Below are 16,223 nucleotides of genomic sequence, written 5' to 3'. Positions count from 1 at the left end.
CGCCTCGGAATATTTATATAAATAAGAGGAAGTATATATGAAGTCTCTAAAAAAATTAGTAAGTAACGCCATCCTTGCAACGAGCCTTTTGTTCGCATCATCTTTTGCAGCAAACGCAGTTGTTATAACGCAAGACATCATTGTAGATGGTTTTACATTTGGCACTATTGAAGTTGAACTTACGCAGACGCTTGCAAATAGCGGTGACATAGTTGACTCAGGATTTGATAGCGGCATTTCTTTGTTTAGCATTGAATTGTTCGGTTTGCCAACGCCTGCGTTCACTCAGTTCGATTTCCAAGTAGCAATTGATACGGCTGACTTATCTGCTGGTATAGAGTTTTTCGCGCTTGACGTGCAAGAAAACGGCTTTGACGATTGGAGCTATCAGTTCATTTTTGATACCTTCGACCCGTTCGGCAACTTCATCGACATCTTTTCGCCTGCAGGATTTGTTTTCTTCTCAGCAGACGTACAGTTAGGTGAAGCACGTGTATCAGCACCGGCTACTATTGCATTGCTAACGCTTGCAATCGGTGGTGTGTTGCTACGTCGTCAACGCAAGTAAAGTAAAATCGGCTGAATAAACCTATTCAGCCAAATACAAAATAATCTACATGTTGTGCCTCGCACAACGAACAAAAACCTGATTGAAGCCCTTGGCTTAATCAGGTTTTTTATTGGCTACATTTGAACAAGATGTTTTAGGATATAGCCGCTAAGCCCTAAACATAAAAAAACAGACCTAGGTCTGTTTTTCATTTCACCGAGATTCATTCTCTTATGTTCTAAAATCGCTTTCGCACTGTCACGCCAAAGGTTCTAGGTTCCGATACATAAGACGATATCTTTCCATCTTGCAGGGTCGTATCGAACATTGCGGCGCCATAATACTCTTTGTTGAACACATTGCGCCCCCAAAACAACACCTGCATGTCGTATTGTGTTAAATCAAAGCCTACTCTTGTATTGAAAAAACTATAGCCAGGCTGCAGTTTAAGTGGGTCGTTGTTTGAATCACGAATGATGTCAGAGCTAAAAATACCCTCCACAACCGCATACATGAAAATGTCACTTGTCAGTTCAGTGTCGTAGCGCAGTTGTGCATTCAGCTTGTGCTCTGGCGAACCTGGCAGGCGATCGCCAGCACGCGAGCAGAAGGGGTCTTGAGGATTGCGTCTTCCTGGGTCGTCTATGCCAGTATGAAAGGTATAAGCGATATAACAAGAGCCCGCATCAAATTCGTCATACTGCGCATCAATGTGCGCGTAATTTAAACGAAGCTCCACGTCATCAGTTGGCAGCCACGTTAATTCTACTTCGCCACCAAACGTATCGAGTGCACCGGCATTTTGTAAATTAAAACCGGTACCGTCGTAAGTATTCGCTTGAAAATCATCAATCTTGGTTGAATGAATAGCGGCATTTATACGAAGCGCCTGCTGAGGAAAGTCTGCTTTAATCCCTAGCTCAAAAGACGTGGCGGTTTCGGCATCAAACAAGGGCGAAAAACCACTTGGTATACGGTCGGTATTAGTGCCGCCTGACTTATACCCAGTCGCTGCAGAGGCATACACTAAGGTGTGCCTGTTAGGTGTGTAGCTTAACTTTAAGGTACCGGTCGTTTTACTATCTGCCAAGTCGGTGTCAATGGTTGGTCTAGGCGAGGTAGCCGCTGACACAAACGGAAAGGCCCAGCCTGCAGTTTGCAGAGGCACTAGAGGCGCAAGCATTTCCTCTGTAGGAAGCTGGCCCTGCGCTAATCCAGCGCCGATTTGACCGAGTGCAGCTCCAGCGGCTGCAAAATCTACGGCGGTGGTTTGTGTACCGGCGCTGTTAAGCTCACTAAAACCACTAAATAGTGTTTTGTCTTCATCGGTATAGCGAAGTCCAGCCGTAATTATCCAGCTGTCATTTAGCGAGTAGTCAAATTGTCCAAATAAAGCATAAGAGGTATGCTCTTGTTGCGCAATATGCGGAAAACTAAAACCTGCGCCAACACCTGGCCCTACTGGCGCAACTAAGCCTCCTGTTGCAGCACTGATTTGGTCTAGCCCGGCAAGTAATGGGCCAAGAGGCGATGCTTGTAAGCTGGGTAGCACAGCAATATTGAAAAAGTCAGGGAACTGCTCACCTATTTCAACCTTATAATCTAAATCTAAGTCTTGCGTAAAATAATAGGCACCGATTACTGCGTTAAGGCGCTCACTGGTGTAGTTAAAACGGAACTCTTGTGAAAGCGATTTTTGGGAAGCGACGTTGGTGGTGGTCACTAAATCAATATCGGTAAAGTCACCGTCGATAGTGTCTCGCGAATCAAAGTCACGCAGAGCGCTAATGGATGTTACTGACCATTCATTATTGATATCGTAGTCAACTTGGACCGACACGCCCTTATCTTCATTTTGTGAAATCGGAAGTGAATTGAGTGCAACACGATAGTCAAAAAACTCTTCGCCTGTAAAAATAGTGCCGCCGAGTTGCGCAAAAATCGCGTCTGTCCCAAACACTCCTGGCACCTGTTGCGACTGGAAATTACTTAAGAAGGTGGGCGCCGCACAACAAATCTCATCAATTTCTGAATAGTCTGCGATTACCCGCACGCGTAAATCGTCATTCGGTGTCCACAGGGCTTGTGCTCTAACGCCATAGCGGTCTCTGTCGTGCAGAGTATTTTCACCTAGCGCAACATCGTCTACAAACCCATCTCGCTGACTGCTAAACCCAGTAAATCTAAGGCTCAGCTCATCTTCTACAATATTAACGTTAGACGCAGCAGCAAAATTGAGTAGGCCTAAATTGCCCACCGTTGCCTCTAGTAAACCGTCTCGCTCATCATGCCTTGGCGCTTTGGTACGAATAACAACTGCCCCTGATGGGGTGTTTTTACCAAACAGAGTGCCTTGAGGCCCACGCAGTACCTCTACTGCTTCCATATCGACTAGATTATTAATAATCGAGTTTTGTCTCGCCCTGAATACATCATCAACGTATAAGCCTACTGAAGACTCCAGACCAAAATTCTGTGACGAAGTACCCACCCCACGAATATCCAAATTAGTTTGCGTGGCACTTTGTGTAATAAAGGTTTGCAAACTGGGCACCGCTACTTCTAAATCGACAATATCTTTTACCGCGGCGTCTTGTAAAGCCGCACCAGAGAGTGCAGTAATAGAAACAGGAACGTCTTGCAGATTTTGTACTCGCCGCTGGGCGGTTACTTCAATGGTTTCTAACATCGTATCCTGTTGGATTTCATTTTGTGACGATACAGTTTGGCTTGTATCGTTAACTTGTTCTTGCGCTGTACTAAACGCCGGGTAAAGTGCTGCTAGTGTGCACAATGTGACCGGCAGCATCGTAAAACGGGATAACTTTATTGCAGTATGAGTACTCATACAAGGAGCTCCTTGGCTTTATGAAAGCAAAAATTTATATCTGTCACTTGACATTAAATGATAGTACTATCATATTAAGCACCGTTTATACAACTTAATTTTTACATTTTGTAAACAATTGAGCCCTAACAAAAAGGCTATGCATAGAGCAAACATTAATGAACGCAAATAAAATCAATACCTTAACTAAAAAGCTCGCGTTTGCGACGCCAGAGGTAAACTTGGCGCTGACTTTTGTCACCATTAATTCTTGGTTGCTTTACTACTTTGTAAACGTTGTTGAGATACCTGCCATTCTTGCAGGTTTTGCTTTCATCATTGGACGTTTGGCGGATGCTGTTTTAGACCCTTACATCGGCCGGTTATCAGATCGCATACAGCATAGTCATGGACGAAAGGGATTAATTTTATTAGGTATTATACCGGCCGCGGTTGCATACGTAGCATTGTGGTGGCTGCCCACTATCAGCGCTCAGGCATATACGCAATTTGCGCTTGCCTGTTTGGCATTCGTTGTTTTTTCTTTGTTCTATACGCTTATTACCATCCCAAGACACGCCATGCTGCCCTCACTGGTACCCGACTACGACCAACGCACCAAGCAAGTAACCTACAACGTGAGCTTTGTGATGCTGGCAGTACTCATAGGCATTGCCGTTACCCCAGCGTTGGTATTATTTTTTGCAGGGCAAACAGATTTAGCTACAAGTTCGCCCTTGGCGTGGTGGCTAAGCGCTATTACCTACTCTCTTTTGGGTCTGATATTTTCGATCCCGTTTTTTCTGGTAATCGACGATGTGAAAGGCCCGAAGCAAGCGCCTAGCCAACATCATCTTGTTCGTGACTTTATAAGTGTCTTTAAAGCCAAGGCCTTTCGTTTATTGGTCATGCTGCTGGTACTTAGCACTGTGGCAACGATGATTGTCCAGTCAATGCTGCCGTTTTATTTAGAATCTGTTGTCAAACTACCAGGCAATGAGCAGCAAAAGATGCTTGGTGCTATTTTTTTGCTGTCAATTTTGACCTTTCCGCTTTGGGCCGCTGTGGGCCAGCGCATCGGTAAGCCACGTGCACTCATTTGCGGAATACTTGTATATTTGCTGTTTTTGTCGCTCATTCCCTTTATCCCGCGCACTGGCGCAAGCCCCATGCTGTTTTTAGCAGCCGTGCTATCGGGCGTCGGCATATCGGCCATTAATTTGTTTCCATGGGCGATGCTTCCAGACTCGGTAGACGAAGATACTCTCAACAGCGGCATGCGACGGGAGGGCCTAGTTTATTCAGCCTTTATATTCATGCATAAATGTGCAGGCTCAATCGGCGTTTTTTCAAATGCTATTGTGCTATCAGTCTTTGAGCATCAGGCCGGTCAAATCATACAAAATGAAACCACGTTAGGCGCCTTTGTATGGATGACCGGACCTGTTCCATTTGTGCTTTTTGTTATTACCAGCTTTCTTTGTTGGCGATACCCCATTACCAAAGCCTCTCATCTTCTCACCCAAGAAAAAATTCATGCTATGGAGTTAGCTAATGCGACACCTCAGAAATAAAGTATTTGTTGTTACCGGGGCAGGCTCGGGCATAGGCCGCGCGCTGTCGATTGCACTTGATAAAGAGGGCGCGCAACTCGCTTTAAACGACATTAACGAACAAGCACTGCAAGAAACCGCTAAGCTGCTGAAGAACAAAGCAATTACACGTGCGTTTTCAGTGGCGCAAAGAGACGAATGGCTTGCCTTTAAAACAGAGGTTATGGCGCATTTTGGCGGACTTGACGCGCTTATCAATAATGCAGGTATTGCGCACGAGGCCGTCGCCGTTGAGCACCTTCGCGAAACAGACCTAAAAAAGGTGATGGACATCAATTTTTATGGGGTTGTTCATGGTACGCAAGTATTCTTACCCGAACTTGCGCGCGCTCGTGAGGCGGCAGTTGTGAATATATCGTCTATTTTTGGCGTAACTGCGGTAGGCCTGCAAAGCGCCTACTGCGCGTCTAAGTTTGCAGTCAGGGGCTATACCGAGAGTTTAAGGATGGAGGCCATGAGCTATTATCCAAACCTACTTGTGTCGGTGGTCCATCCCGGTGGCATTGACACTAATGTTGCAGAAAATGCCATTACCGCGGGGTCACGCACCGAAGAGGAGCGACACAAAGACCTCAGTACCTTTAAACAAACCTTTATCACCTCACCAGAAAAGGCGGCTGCTACCATTATTGAAGGCATTAAAAACAGCAAAACGCGAATTCTTATTGGTATGGATGCCAAAATAATGGACCTGACCGCTCGACTCATGCCTGTAGGTTATAGCAAACGCATTCTCAAAGAGATGAAAAAGAATGGCTTGGTCGATGGACAAATTATTGAGCCTATTGAAAAAAGAGAAGGCAAACAGCTATGACGACGGACTTTCCACACATTTATACCGAGCAATTTAGCATTGACCACGACGGTGTTGATATGGCGCTGTGGCGGTGTTTTTCAGACTTAACTCCCGCAACGGGTGCAGCAACCGTAGTGATGGCTCACGGATTTGGCGGTACCATAAATGAAGCCCTTCTTCGCTATGCTGCGCGCTTTGCCGCAGTTGGTCTGAACGTGATTTTATTCGACTATCGGTGTTTTGGTCGCTCCGGCGGCTGGCCGCGCCAATGGATGTCAATTGCAAGACGCCATGAAGACTATGAACATGTCATTGAGTGGTGTAAACAGCAACATCACGTTGCATCCGACAGCATCATTTTATGGGGCAGCTCTTTATCTGGTGGTCACGTCATGGACATTGCCAGTCGCAAACATTTTATAAAAGGCGTGATTGCCCAAGCGCCGTTTGCTGATGGCAAGGCAAACACTGGGTCTTTACGCACCGCTATTCCATTGTTGTATAGCGCGCTAAGAGACAAATGGCGAGAAAAGCGCAATAAATACCCCTACTACATCGCCAGCGTTGGCTATCCTGGGCAGATTGCGGCAATGACCTCCCCAGATGCTATTCCTGACGACTTATGGCAGCAGAATATAGACGCCAACTGGGAGAATCGCACAACGCCGAGGGTGTTTCTTGAGGTAGTAAACTGGCAGCCTGGCCTTGCAACACCTAGTATTCAATGTCCTTTATTGGTGCAGGTAGCAACAAAAGATGAAGTGACCCCGCCCGAGCCCGCGCAAAAAGCGGCTGAATTAGCACCGCACGGTCAGTGTATTAACTATCACATTGAGCACTTCGAGATTTATCATGGCGAGGCTTTTGAACGCACTATTGCCGATCAAATCGCCTTTATCAAAAGCATTGTTGAACTACCTGACTCAGTTGTACAAGTAGGCGGTTCAAGTACTCAGGAAGAAGCCAGCGAAAGCAGCAAAGGCAGCCGTGAGGGAAACAAATATGAAGCATAAACAAATCCGACAGCGAGTAGCACTTGTCACCGGACCGGCCAGAAACATTGGCAAACATATTGCGCTTGAACTGCATAAGCGCGGTGCTAAATTGGTCTTGGCAGGTTTAGAATTCGACAAGCTCGAAGCCATGGCAAAAGACCTCCCAAACACTATCGCTGTTGAAATGAATGTGTGCGACAGCGCCTCAATTCAACACGCATTTGACAAAGCGATAGACGTTTTTGGCAGAGTTGACATTGTGGTATCAAACGCCGGTATTATGGGTTCTGGCGCGCTTGAGACTGCAAGTGAAAGTGCCTTTCAGCGCATGTTAGATATTAATCTTGTGGGCGCGTATCGAGTCGCGCAAATCGCAACGCCCTACTTAGCGCAAACTCGCGGATACTTATTGGCCGTTGCATCAACCGCTGCAGTCGGCAGAAGCCCTTTACAGTCTCATTATTGCGCTTCTAAAGCGGGGCTTTACGCGATGCTCGATTGCTATCGACAGGAGGTGAAGTTTAGAGGCATTGAGGTCGGTATTCTATGCCCTAACTTTGTGAAAGGCGAAGGAGATGACAATCGCGATACCGATGAGCTGATGCAGTTACTATGGGGAAATGTAAATTCAGGTGACGGAGACGCAATAAGCGCTTCAAAGGTTGCACAAATTGCCGTCGACGGTATTAATCAAAGACAAAGAGAAATTGTTGCCCCGCGTAAAATGGCTTGGTTACTTAAATTTCCATGGATAGTACAGCGTTTGTTTGAGCGTCAGTTCACCGATGAAAATATTGAAAAAGCAGTGGCAAAGTCGCATGACCTAAAGCGGCAAAATAAAGAGCTCAATACTGATATAAGCCTCGATACAGAGCGGCCATAAACGGCTTGCAGGCCTTGCCCTGTTCAAGTCGCGCTGAACTATGTAGCGTCTGAAAAGTATAAACAACATAACTACCTGACTCACAGACGCTTTACATGACAGACAAGATTGAAGATGCCTCTTTTATTACGCGAAAACGCTGGGGAAAGGGGTTTCAGTATTTTGATAGCAACAACCGAAAAATACACTGCAGACGGCAGCTTAAGCGAATTAAGGCACTCGTTATTCCGCCTATGTGGGATGATGTGCTCATTGCCACCGAATCAAGCGCTAAAATACAAGCGTCGGGACGCGACGCAAAAGGTCGCAAGCAGTATATCTATTCAGAACAATGGCAACGCCAACAGCAGGCAGCTAAGTTTGGCAAATTGCCAGAGTTCGCCGCGAAGCTTCCCGATATGAGACAATACTGCCACAAGCAGTTGCAGCAAACCCAATGGACACCTGAGAAAGTCTTGTCTTTGATGGTGCTAGTATTAGACGACACCGGCATTCGCATCGGCAATAAACACTACGCTCAACATAATAAAACCTATGGCCTATCTACCTTGAGGCGTAAACACATCGTTGAGCACGATGACGGTATAAGCTTAGAGTTTACAGGTAAAAGTGGTAAGCAGCGCTGCGTAACAATTGATGATGAGTGTTTGGCTAAGCATGTTCAGCAGGCCAGTGAACAGCCTGGCTACGCGCTATTTAGGTACCGCGAAAACGCAAGCGCTTGGTCTGACGTTTCAAGCGATGAAGTCAATGCCTTTATTAAGTCACAAATGGGTGAAGCGTTTACCTGCAAAGACTTTAGAACGTGGACCGCTAGCTGCTTGGCGGTTGAATATTATGTTGAAATGCAGCAAAACAATAAACGTACCGATTCTGCTAAATCGGGCAATACCAAACCCATAAACAAAATCGTTAAAAAGGTAGCAAAAAGCTTGGGCAATACGCCCGCTATTTGCCGCGAGTACTACATCCATCCTAAGATACTAAGCGCTATTGAAGATGACGCCATCAGTACTGAAACACTGCGCACAAACAACGATGAAGACAATAACAGTTCCTATGCACTCAGCGCAGCCGAACGCACGGTATTACGCATCATTGAATAGCGATAAGTCTTACGGCGACGGGTAAGGTTTATTTGGCTAATAAACTTGCGATAGTTTGGCTTAGCTGCTCCTTACTTACCGGCTTCGCTAAGTATTCATTCATTCCGGTGTCTAAACACCGCTTTTTATCATCTGCCATCGCATTGGCCGTCAGCGCAATAATGGGAATATTTTTATACGTGGCTAACTTTGCGCTATTGCGGATTTGATAAGTTGCCTCAAAGCCGTCCATAACGGGCATCTGACAATCCATCAATATGAAATCGAAGTGCTCTGGCGGGTATTGACTCAAGCATGCGATTGTTTGCTCGCCGTTCTCTGCCAGCATACAGGTGATATGAAGTTGCTCAAGCAGGCTTTTGATTACAACCTGATTAACGTCGTTATCTTCTGCAACCAGTACATGCAGGTTTTTGTGCTGCGTTATGTTATCTGCTTCTAATTGCGTTTGTTTTATGTCTTGGTTCGCTTGCTGCTGGTCTTTCACCTTTTCAAAGGGCAGTTTTACGGTAAAGTTTGAGCCGAGTACTTCTTGGCTTGTCACCGTAATATCTCCGCTCATCAAGTCAATCAACTTTCGGGTAATCGATAAACCTAAACCGGTCCCTTGAGATGCTCTTGTGGCACTGGTATCTACCTGTTCAAAAGGCATAAACAAAATGTCTAGTTTGTCTTGAGCAATGCCTACGCCGGTATCGATGATTGAACAAATAAATTCAACATGCTCTTCATCTCGCTGATTAATTCGCACTCGCACTTTTATGCCGCCAGTTTGCGTGAATTTAATGGCGTTACCAAGCAGGTTATACAATATTTGTTTAAGTCGCAGAGGGTCGCCGCAGAATATTTCATCACTTAAATTATGCGCTTTAAAGTCAAAATCTAGGCCTTTATCGGAGGCCTGATATTTAAAGTCGTCTAACAGGTCGTTGAGCAGTTTTTTAAGCACAAAGTTTTGCTTAACAATGGTGATTTTGCCCGCTTCAATTTTTGAGAAATCAAGAATGTCGGAAATGATATTGAGCAAATGTTTTGAACTGTTTTTCACCAAATTCAAATAGTGATGGTGCTCTTGCTTGCTTAGTTTATCAGTTTCTTGATTATCAATGAGCATTTCAACAAGCCCAATAACACCTGATATGGGTGTGCGAATTTCGTGACTCATATTCGCTAAAAAGGCACTCTTTTGCAGGTCAGCGGTTTGCGCTTTTTTCGCCAAATCACGTGCAAGTGACGCACTTTTTTCAGCTCGTTCAATGGTAGCCTCTAACTTAGCGTTCATTTCCTGCGCTTCAGTCAAGTCTATGTTTATACCAGTAGCTTTGATGGGGGTACTATGGTCGTCATAAATAAATGCCGACATACCATGAACATAGCGCGTGTCACCGCCTTCAGTGACCACCCTAAATTTATGATTAAAATAGGTATGCGACTGCACTGCTTTATTGAAAGCGGCTAGTGCTTCGTCTAAATCATCGGGGTGCACCGATTTTATCCAATCATCGAGCTTACCTTGAAAAGACTCTCTGCTGCGCCCGTAAATATCAAATAAACGGTCGTCCCATGTGAGCTCGTCGTGCAGGATGTCGTATTCCCATACGCCAATGTTGGCAGCTTTTAAGGCCAGCACGATGCGCTGCTCTAGCCGCTGACGCATGATATCGTCTTCTTTCTGCTTGGTTAGGTCCTTAAATGTGCCGAAATTTCTGACGACTTTACCGTCAACCGTTTCAGAAAAACCGGTAGCATTGACCACCAAGTTTTTTCCTTTGCTGGTGATAAATTTTAAGTCAACAGAATACGACTTCCCACTGCGTTTTAAACCCTCAACGGCGTCTAACAAAGTAGGTATAGCGTCTGGGTGATAAAAGCTGATGCCGTCTTCAACCTTCGGTCGAAAGGTTCGAGCGTCTGTTTCATGGATACGATGGACCTGATCAGACCAATACACATGATTTGTATCTAAATCAATTTCCCAATAGCCAGTATCGGTTACCGTTTCAATTGCCGTTAACGCTGACTTTACACGCTTGTGTTCTGAAACGTCTTCACCCTTTACGTAAAAATGCTTCCCATCGTCATCAGGCACTATGAACCATTCTAACCATATATGGCTGCCGCCGGCCTGTTGCCATCTATGAACAAAACGCCTGTTGGTGACTTCGGGTTTGGAGACTTGCGCTAAAATCGAGGAGACATCTTCTTGATCGTCAATATGAAAAAATGCTTCAAACTTATGATTAAGCATTTCGTCGGCATTCGCTACCGTGTTGCTTAGCGTGTATTGATTGCACTGCTGAATCAAAAAAGCGTCATCGAGCCTGATGAAAACGCAATTTACGTCTTTAAAGAATGAAAAAGCTGACAGCATAATCGTCGCAGTTTGGCATAGATTGGTTGATCTCTTTAAACGCTCATGTAAAAACAAGGAGTTCGCATTGTTCATGGCGCACAGGCTGTTGATACACAATTTGCAAATACAGCATAGCTGCAGCACTTATACTATGTGAGTTATCGACCCACAAGCTAACAACTATATCGGTTTACAACAAGAACAACGAAAAAGCCGACATTAAATCGTTTGCATTTATTTCCGTTTGTCTTAACGCGCTGGTGTTAAACCTTTGACTTAAACGATACGGATACCAGCCGCCTTTGCGCTTTCACCAACTTTGGAGGTTTGCTCAGCTAACAAGCGGGCCAACACATCACGCGAAATATTGCCAAGCTTCCACTGCATAATCCCTACTAGCGCTTGACTGATCATCATTTGAGCAAGGGCCAAAAGCATTTTTTCTGGCGCATTTCCAAAAACTTTTTCTAAGCTTACGGTATCTCGCATCTCCATCAAATGCAGTTGCAGGTCGCTCACAAGACTCATTTCAAAATCCGCAATCATTTTTCCAATACTGGAGTGATCCCCGCGAAAATGCAAAAACACCTCCATTAGCGGCCAATTTTCTTCTACTCGGTCAAACAGTACGTGATAAAACTCATCGAGTAGCTCAACATCGCCAGCATCGGTTAGTCGCAGTTGCGCCATTTGGTCGGCGAGCGGTGCTCTCACGTTTGTGTCTATTTCAGCGACCACTGCTTTTAGGCATTCATCAATGGTACGAAAATGCGCATAAAAACCCGACTGCACAATGCCAACTTCTTTTGCTAAGCGCGTAGTCGTGAGCGTTTCAGGCCCCTCCTGCATTAGCAAACGAACCGCAGCGTCTAAAATGGCTGGGCGAGTTTGCCCGCGTTTACGACGTGTTTTCTTTTGTTTTCCAACTTGGAATGCTTGCATATTCGACATCGTTAGTTCAACTTAAGTTTAAATAATACAGGATTTATAACCGGAATTAACCCTTATACCAGATAACGGTCTGGCTTTTTTATCTTTATCGATTCAGAACTCAAGCTTTTGTGCATGAGCATATAGCCGCTCAATAATTTTACTCAAGGCTGCTTGTTCATCATCACTTAGGCAATCTAAAAGTGCGCGTTCATATTGGAGAGAGAGCGGTACAATTTCCGAATACACCTCATATCCAGTTTGCGAAAGGCTGATATGTGACCGGCGCTTGTCATCTTTTGCGAGCTTTCGCTCCACCAGCTTGCGCTTGAGTAAATGACTTATTGCACGGCTTATTAGGGATTTTTCAATTTGCGTTTTTTGCGAGATTTCGTCTGCTGAGGCACCGGGGTATTCTCCTAGCACCGCCATAATACGCCATTCTGTAATGCTTAATGCAAACTTATCTTTATAGGTTTGCGCAACAATGCTACTTACCTTATTTGAAACAATAGATAAGCGGTAGGGCATGTATTTTTCTAAAGTAAGCAAACTTTGCTGCTTGGTCACTTATTACTCCTTACTTTATCAATCAAAAAACGCGGCTTTTGCGTAAACAATAACTCAATATTGCTTTGAAGCATATCACAAGACTTGACATTAGTTGCAATTACAACTAATTTAGTTGCACTTGCAACTATTTGTACCAATGGTCCTTAAACGCTACCAGACACCACAGGCTCAGTCTGAATTTAGTTAAAGACCTCACACAAAAGGAAACACTATGGCTGATTTATTCGAAAACCCCATGGGCTTAGATGGCTTTGAATTTGTTGAATTTACCGCCCCGAGTAAAGGCATTTTAGAGCCCGTATTTACCATGATGGGTTTTACTCATGTGGCAAATCATAAATCTAAAGATGTTGCCTTGTGGCGTCAAGGTGATATCAACTTTATCACTAACTATACCAAAAACAGCCCTGCTTTTTACTACGCCCAAGAGCATGGACCATCGGCTTGCGGCATGGCCTTTCGTGTTAAAAATTCTCAAAAAGCCTATAAAATGGCCATTGAAAAAGGCGCCCAGCCTATAGATATGCAGACCGGCGCAATGGAACTAAAGCTGCCTGCCATTAAAGGTATTGGCGGTGCGGCGCTTTATTTAATTGACCGCTACAAGGGCGAGAACACCATATACGACATCGACTTTGAGTGGCTAGAGGGCGTAGACCGCCATCCTGAGGGCTGCGGCTTCCATACCCTCGACCATCTTACTCACAATGTATACCGCGGCCGCATGGCGCATTGGGCCAAGTTCTACGAAGATTTATTTAACTTCCGTGAAATTCGTTACTTTGACATTAAAGGGGAATATACCGGTTTGCTGTCTAAAGCGATGACGGCGCCAGACGGCAAAATACGTATACCGTTAAATGAAGAAGCCGGTGGCGCGGGTGGCCAAATTGAAGAGTTCTTGATGGCCTATAATGGCGAGGGCATTCAACATATTGCCTTTGCCTGTGATGACTTACCGGCATGTTGGGACCGATTAAAGGCTCAAGGCATGAAGTTTATGACAGCTCCTCCTCAGACTTATTATAGTATGTTAGAGGAACGCCTTCCTGGCCACGGCGAGCCAACCGAAGAGCTACAAGCCCGAGGTATTTTGCTTGACGGCACAACCGATGGCGGTGAGCCACGTTTATTGCTTCAGATATTTTCAGCCACTTTATTAGGCCCTGTGTTCTTTGAGTTTATTCAACGCAAAGAAGACCAAGGGTTTGGCGAAGGTAACTTCAAAGCCTTGTTTGAGTCTATCGAACGCGATCAAGTCGAGCGAGGAGTGATTGCTGGCGCTGACAAAACTAAGGAAGGCGCGTAATGGCCATTTCTCGCATTCATCATGTTGCCTACCGGTGCAACGACGCCAAGGAGACCGTTGAGTTTTATCAAAATATGCTCGATATGGATTTTCAGCTTGCCATTGCCGAAGACCAAGTACCGTCGACCAAAGCGCCCGACCCGTATATGCATGTGTTTTTAGATGCGGGCAATGGCAACGTATTGGCGTTTTTTGAACTGCCTAATTCACCGAAAATGGGCCGCGACACTAATACCCCTGAATGGGTGCAGCATATTGCCTTTGAAGTCGAATCAATGGACGCCTTGCATGCGGCCAAAGCAAAGCTTGAGGCAAATGACATCAGCGTGCTAGGTCCTACTAATCACGGTATTTTTCAGTCCATTTACTTTTTTGACCCAAATGGTCATCGTATTGAATTGGCAGCTAATACCCATACGCCGGCAATGATGGCAGAGCTTAAGCGCGTTGCCCCAGAGATGCTAGAGCAATGGTCGCAAACAAAAAAGGCACCTAAGCACGCCGATTGGTTACACAATGGCCAAGGCTTTCCCGGTAGCCAACACTAAGGAGACAGGTAAATGAAATTAGCCAGCTTACAGCACAAACGAGACGGCCAACTAGTTATTGTGAGTAAAGACTTACAATCTATGGTGAGCGCATCTGACATTGCACCAACCTTGCAATCGGCTCTCGATAATTGGGAAAATCTTGAAGCAAAACTTCGCGAACGTTCGCAACTACTTGAAGACGGCGAACTTTCCTCAAGTCCATTTGATCAAAGCGCGTGTTCATCTCCTTTGCCGCGGGCGTATCAGTGGGCTGACGGCAGTGCTTATGTGAATCACGTAGAGCTTGTTCGCAAAGCCCGAGGCGCTGAAATGCCAGAGTCGTTTTGGACAGATCCATTGATGTACCAAGGTGGTTCTGATTCATTTTTAGGCCCGCGCGAAAATATTGTCATGCCTCAAGATGAGGGTTTCGGCATTGACTTTGAGGCTGAGGTTGCGGTTATCACTGGCGATGTGCCCATGGGCATTGACGCTCACAGTGCAATAAACCACGTGCGTCTGGTTATGATTGTTAACGACGTATCACTGCGCGGCTTAATTCCTAACGAGCTCGGCAAGGGCTTTGGCTTTTTTCAATCAAAGCCCTCAAGCGCGTTTAGCCCGGTTGCCGTTACGCCTGACGAGTTAGGTGACGCATGGCAAGATGGAAAGCTGCACTTACCTCTTGTATCACATTTTAACGGAAGCAAATTCGGTGAGCCCCATGCCGGCATAGATATGACTTTCCACTTTGGTCAATTAATTGCCCATGCTGCGCGCACTCGTAAGCTCGAGGCCGGCACCATTATTGGCTCTGGTACGGTATCGAACAAGCTAGATGGCGGACCAGGAAAGCCGGTGGCACAGGGCGGCGTGGGTTATAGCTGCATTGCAGAGATACGCATGATAGAGACCATTGAGAATGGTAAGCCAAGCACGCCGTTCATGAAGTTTGGCGATAGTGTCAGTATTGAAATGTTTGATAATAGCGGCGCGTCCATATTTGGGAAGATTGCACAAACTGTGAAAAAGGCAGACTAGACAAAAGGCGCTGACCTTGTTTGTGACTAGGGTCTGTTGATTTTTCAGAGGCTAGTGTAAGCAAGATGTCTACAGCGCTTTTATTACTTTTGCAGGCACCCCTGCGACTAAGGTGCCTGCTTCAACATCTTTGTTGACGACTGCGCCAGCCGCAATTACCGAGTTGTCACCAATCGTGACGCCATCCAAAATTTTAGCCCCCATGCCAATCCACACATTGCTGCCAATCGTGACAGGGTGCGCAGATTCAATCCCTTTTTTACGTTTTACTGGGTCAAGCGGATGCGTTGCTGTTGATATCAATACACCTGGTGCGCATAGCACATCGTCCCCAATGGTCACTTTGGCTGCGTCCAAAATAACGAGACCATGATTGGCATAAAAGTTTTTCCCCACCGATATGTTGTATCCATAGTCGCAGAAAAAATAAGGTTCTATCCAAGCTGAGCCGCACTCGCCAAATAGGGCTTTGATGATTTTACGACTGCCTTTTCTGTCGTCTATGTCGTGGGCATTAAACTGCATGCACATGCGTTTGGCGTCGCTACGCTCTTTTTGAAGTAGCTTATCACTCGGAAAGTACTCAATGCCCTGCATCATCTTTTGTTTTTCAGTTAACTTAGTCACCCACAATCACCTAATTAAGCTCTGCTTTACGCATATAATTGATACATAATACGTGCATCATACGTAAATTGTGTAGCAATCAAAAAAGGA

The 16,223-nt window shown here is 45.4% G+C and carries 14 protein-coding genes; 9 read left to right on the top strand and 5 right to left on the bottom strand.

Features of this window, described 5'->3' with window-relative positions; genetic code table 11:
* Positions 1-37 precede the first annotated feature (37 nt).
* Entirely contained in the window at positions 38-568 is a 531-nt protein-coding gene (locus tag ACFO4O_RS14300) for a PEP-CTERM sorting domain-containing protein (protein ID WP_382409730.1), read from the top strand.
* 220 nt (positions 569-788) lie between these two features.
* Here the strand turns inward: ACFO4O_RS14300 and ACFO4O_RS14295 are convergent, their stop codons facing one another.
* Complete coding sequence (locus ACFO4O_RS14295; RefSeq protein ID WP_382409728.1) at positions 789-3,398, bottom strand: TonB-dependent receptor; 2,610 nt, start codon at positions 3,396-3,398, stop codon at positions 789-791.
* A gap of 158 nt (positions 3,399-3,556) precedes the next feature.
* Here ACFO4O_RS14295 and ACFO4O_RS14290 point away from each other — a divergent pair, with 158 nt between their 5' ends.
* From ACFO4O_RS14290 to ACFO4O_RS14270, 5 genes are all read left to right on the top strand, one after another.
* Positions 3,557-4,951 (top strand): MFS transporter, encoded by a 1,395-nt coding sequence (locus tag ACFO4O_RS14290; RefSeq protein ID WP_382409726.1) that lies wholly within the window; start codon positions 3,557-3,559, stop codon positions 4,949-4,951.
* Positions 4,932-5,804 carry an SDR family NAD(P)-dependent oxidoreductase gene (locus ACFO4O_RS14285; protein WP_382409724.1) on the top strand — a complete coding sequence of 291 codons (873 nt, stop codon included), beginning with the start codon at positions 4,932-4,934 and terminating at the stop codon, positions 5,802-5,804. The genes ACFO4O_RS14290 and ACFO4O_RS14285 overlap by 20 nt, the downstream gene beginning before the upstream one ends.
* Positions 5,801-6,799, top strand: a complete 999-nt coding sequence (locus ACFO4O_RS14280; protein WP_382409722.1) for an alpha/beta hydrolase — start codon at positions 5,801-5,803, stop codon at positions 6,797-6,799. Before ACFO4O_RS14285 ends, ACFO4O_RS14280 begins: the two co-directional genes overlap by 4 nt.
* Complete coding sequence (locus ACFO4O_RS14275; RefSeq protein ID WP_382409720.1) at positions 6,789-7,664, top strand: SDR family NAD(P)-dependent oxidoreductase; 876 nt, start codon at positions 6,789-6,791, stop codon at positions 7,662-7,664. The genes ACFO4O_RS14280 and ACFO4O_RS14275 overlap by 11 nt, the downstream gene beginning before the upstream one ends.
* A 95-nt stretch (positions 7,665-7,759) precedes the next feature.
* Positions 7,760-8,770 (top strand): DNA topoisomerase IB, encoded by a 1,011-nt coding sequence (locus tag ACFO4O_RS14270; RefSeq protein ID WP_382409718.1) that lies wholly within the window; start codon positions 7,760-7,762, stop codon positions 8,768-8,770.
* Between the two features lie 28 nt (positions 8,771-8,798).
* Here the strand turns inward: ACFO4O_RS14270 and ACFO4O_RS14265 are convergent, their stop codons facing one another.
* The 3 genes from ACFO4O_RS14265 to ACFO4O_RS14255 form a co-directional block, all read right to left on the bottom strand.
* Positions 8,799-11,141, bottom strand: a complete 2,343-nt coding sequence (locus tag ACFO4O_RS14265; RefSeq protein ID WP_382409716.1) for a PAS domain-containing hybrid sensor histidine kinase/response regulator — start codon at positions 11,139-11,141, stop codon at positions 8,799-8,801.
* Positions 11,142-11,399: 258 nt separating this feature from the next.
* Positions 11,400-12,065, bottom strand: a complete 666-nt coding sequence (locus ACFO4O_RS14260; RefSeq protein ID WP_382409714.1) for a TetR/AcrR family transcriptional regulator — start codon at positions 12,063-12,065, stop codon at positions 11,400-11,402.
* A 102-nt stretch (positions 12,066-12,167) separates the two neighbouring features.
* Positions 12,168-12,623, bottom strand: coding sequence for a MarR family winged helix-turn-helix transcriptional regulator (locus ACFO4O_RS14255; RefSeq protein WP_382409712.1), 456 nt, complete (start codon positions 12,621-12,623; stop codon positions 12,168-12,170).
* Positions 12,624-12,837: 214 nt separating this feature from the next.
* Between ACFO4O_RS14255 and hppD the strand changes: the two genes are divergently transcribed.
* The 3 genes from hppD to ACFO4O_RS14240 are packed head-to-tail and all read left to right on the top strand — an operon-like array spanning position 12,838 to position 15,506.
* Positions 12,838-13,935 (top strand): 4-hydroxyphenylpyruvate dioxygenase, encoded by a 1,098-nt coding sequence (hppD, locus tag ACFO4O_RS14250; protein WP_382409710.1) that lies wholly within the window; start codon positions 12,838-12,840, stop codon positions 13,933-13,935.
* Positions 13,935-14,483 carry a VOC family protein gene (locus ACFO4O_RS14245; RefSeq protein WP_382409708.1) on the top strand — a complete coding sequence of 183 codons (549 nt, stop codon included), beginning with the start codon at positions 13,935-13,937 and terminating at the stop codon, positions 14,481-14,483. Before hppD ends, ACFO4O_RS14245 begins: the two co-directional genes overlap by 1 nt.
* A 12-nt stretch (positions 14,484-14,495) precedes the next feature.
* Positions 14,496-15,506, top strand: a complete 1,011-nt coding sequence (locus ACFO4O_RS14240; RefSeq protein ID WP_382409706.1) for a fumarylacetoacetate hydrolase family protein — start codon at positions 14,496-14,498, stop codon at positions 15,504-15,506.
* Between the two features lie 69 nt (positions 15,507-15,575).
* Here ACFO4O_RS14240 and ACFO4O_RS14235 read toward each other — a convergent pair whose 3' ends face one another.
* On the bottom strand, positions 15,576-16,133 hold the full coding sequence (locus tag ACFO4O_RS14235; protein WP_382409704.1) for a sugar O-acetyltransferase: 558 nt from the start codon (positions 16,131-16,133) through the stop codon (positions 15,576-15,578).
* Positions 16,134-16,223: the final 90 nt, after the last annotated feature.

It is taken from the genome of Glaciecola siphonariae (assembly GCF_042652645.1).
In the GTDB taxonomy this organism is placed as follows: domain Bacteria; phylum Pseudomonadota; class Gammaproteobacteria; order Enterobacterales; family Alteromonadaceae; genus Glaciecola; species Glaciecola siphonariae.
The sequence above is the reverse complement of the archived record's forward strand: the minus strand, read 5'-3'. Positions and strand labels throughout refer to the sequence as shown.

What these genes read in the sequence shown, in the direction of transcription:
- ACFO4O_RS14265 (WP_382409716.1), bottom strand. Translation starts at nt 11,141, where the DNA reads ATGCTGTCAGCTTTTTCATTCTTTAAAGACGTAAATTGCGTTTTCATC.
- ACFO4O_RS14260 (WP_382409714.1), bottom strand. Translation starts at nt 12,065, where the DNA reads ATGCAAGCATTCCAAGTTGGAAAACAAAAGAAAACACGTCGTAAACGC.
- ACFO4O_RS14280 (WP_382409722.1), top strand. Translation starts at nt 5,801, where the DNA reads ATGACGACGGACTTTCCACACATTTATACCGAGCAATTTAGCATTGAC.
- ACFO4O_RS14300 (WP_382409730.1), top strand. Translation starts at nt 38, where the DNA reads ATGAAGTCTCTAAAAAAATTAGTAAGTAACGCCATCCTTGCAACGAGC.
- ACFO4O_RS14290 (WP_382409726.1), top strand. Translation starts at nt 3,557, where the DNA reads ATGAACGCAAATAAAATCAATACCTTAACTAAAAAGCTCGCGTTTGCG.
- ACFO4O_RS14295 (WP_382409728.1), bottom strand. Translation starts at nt 3,398, where the DNA reads ATGAGTACTCATACTGCAATAAAGTTATCCCGTTTTACGATGCTGCCG.
- ACFO4O_RS14270 (WP_382409718.1), top strand. Translation starts at nt 7,760, where the DNA reads ATGACAGACAAGATTGAAGATGCCTCTTTTATTACGCGAAAACGCTGG.
- ACFO4O_RS14240 (WP_382409706.1), top strand. Translation starts at nt 14,496, where the DNA reads ATGAAATTAGCCAGCTTACAGCACAAACGAGACGGCCAACTAGTTATT.
- ACFO4O_RS14275 (WP_382409720.1), top strand. Translation starts at nt 6,789, where the DNA reads ATGAAGCATAAACAAATCCGACAGCGAGTAGCACTTGTCACCGGACCG.
- hppD (WP_382409710.1), top strand. Translation starts at nt 12,838, where the DNA reads ATGGCTGATTTATTCGAAAACCCCATGGGCTTAGATGGCTTTGAATTT.
- ACFO4O_RS14245 (WP_382409708.1), top strand. Translation starts at nt 13,935, where the DNA reads ATGGCCATTTCTCGCATTCATCATGTTGCCTACCGGTGCAACGACGCC.
- ACFO4O_RS14285 (WP_382409724.1), top strand. Translation starts at nt 4,932, where the DNA reads ATGCGACACCTCAGAAATAAAGTATTTGTTGTTACCGGGGCAGGCTCG.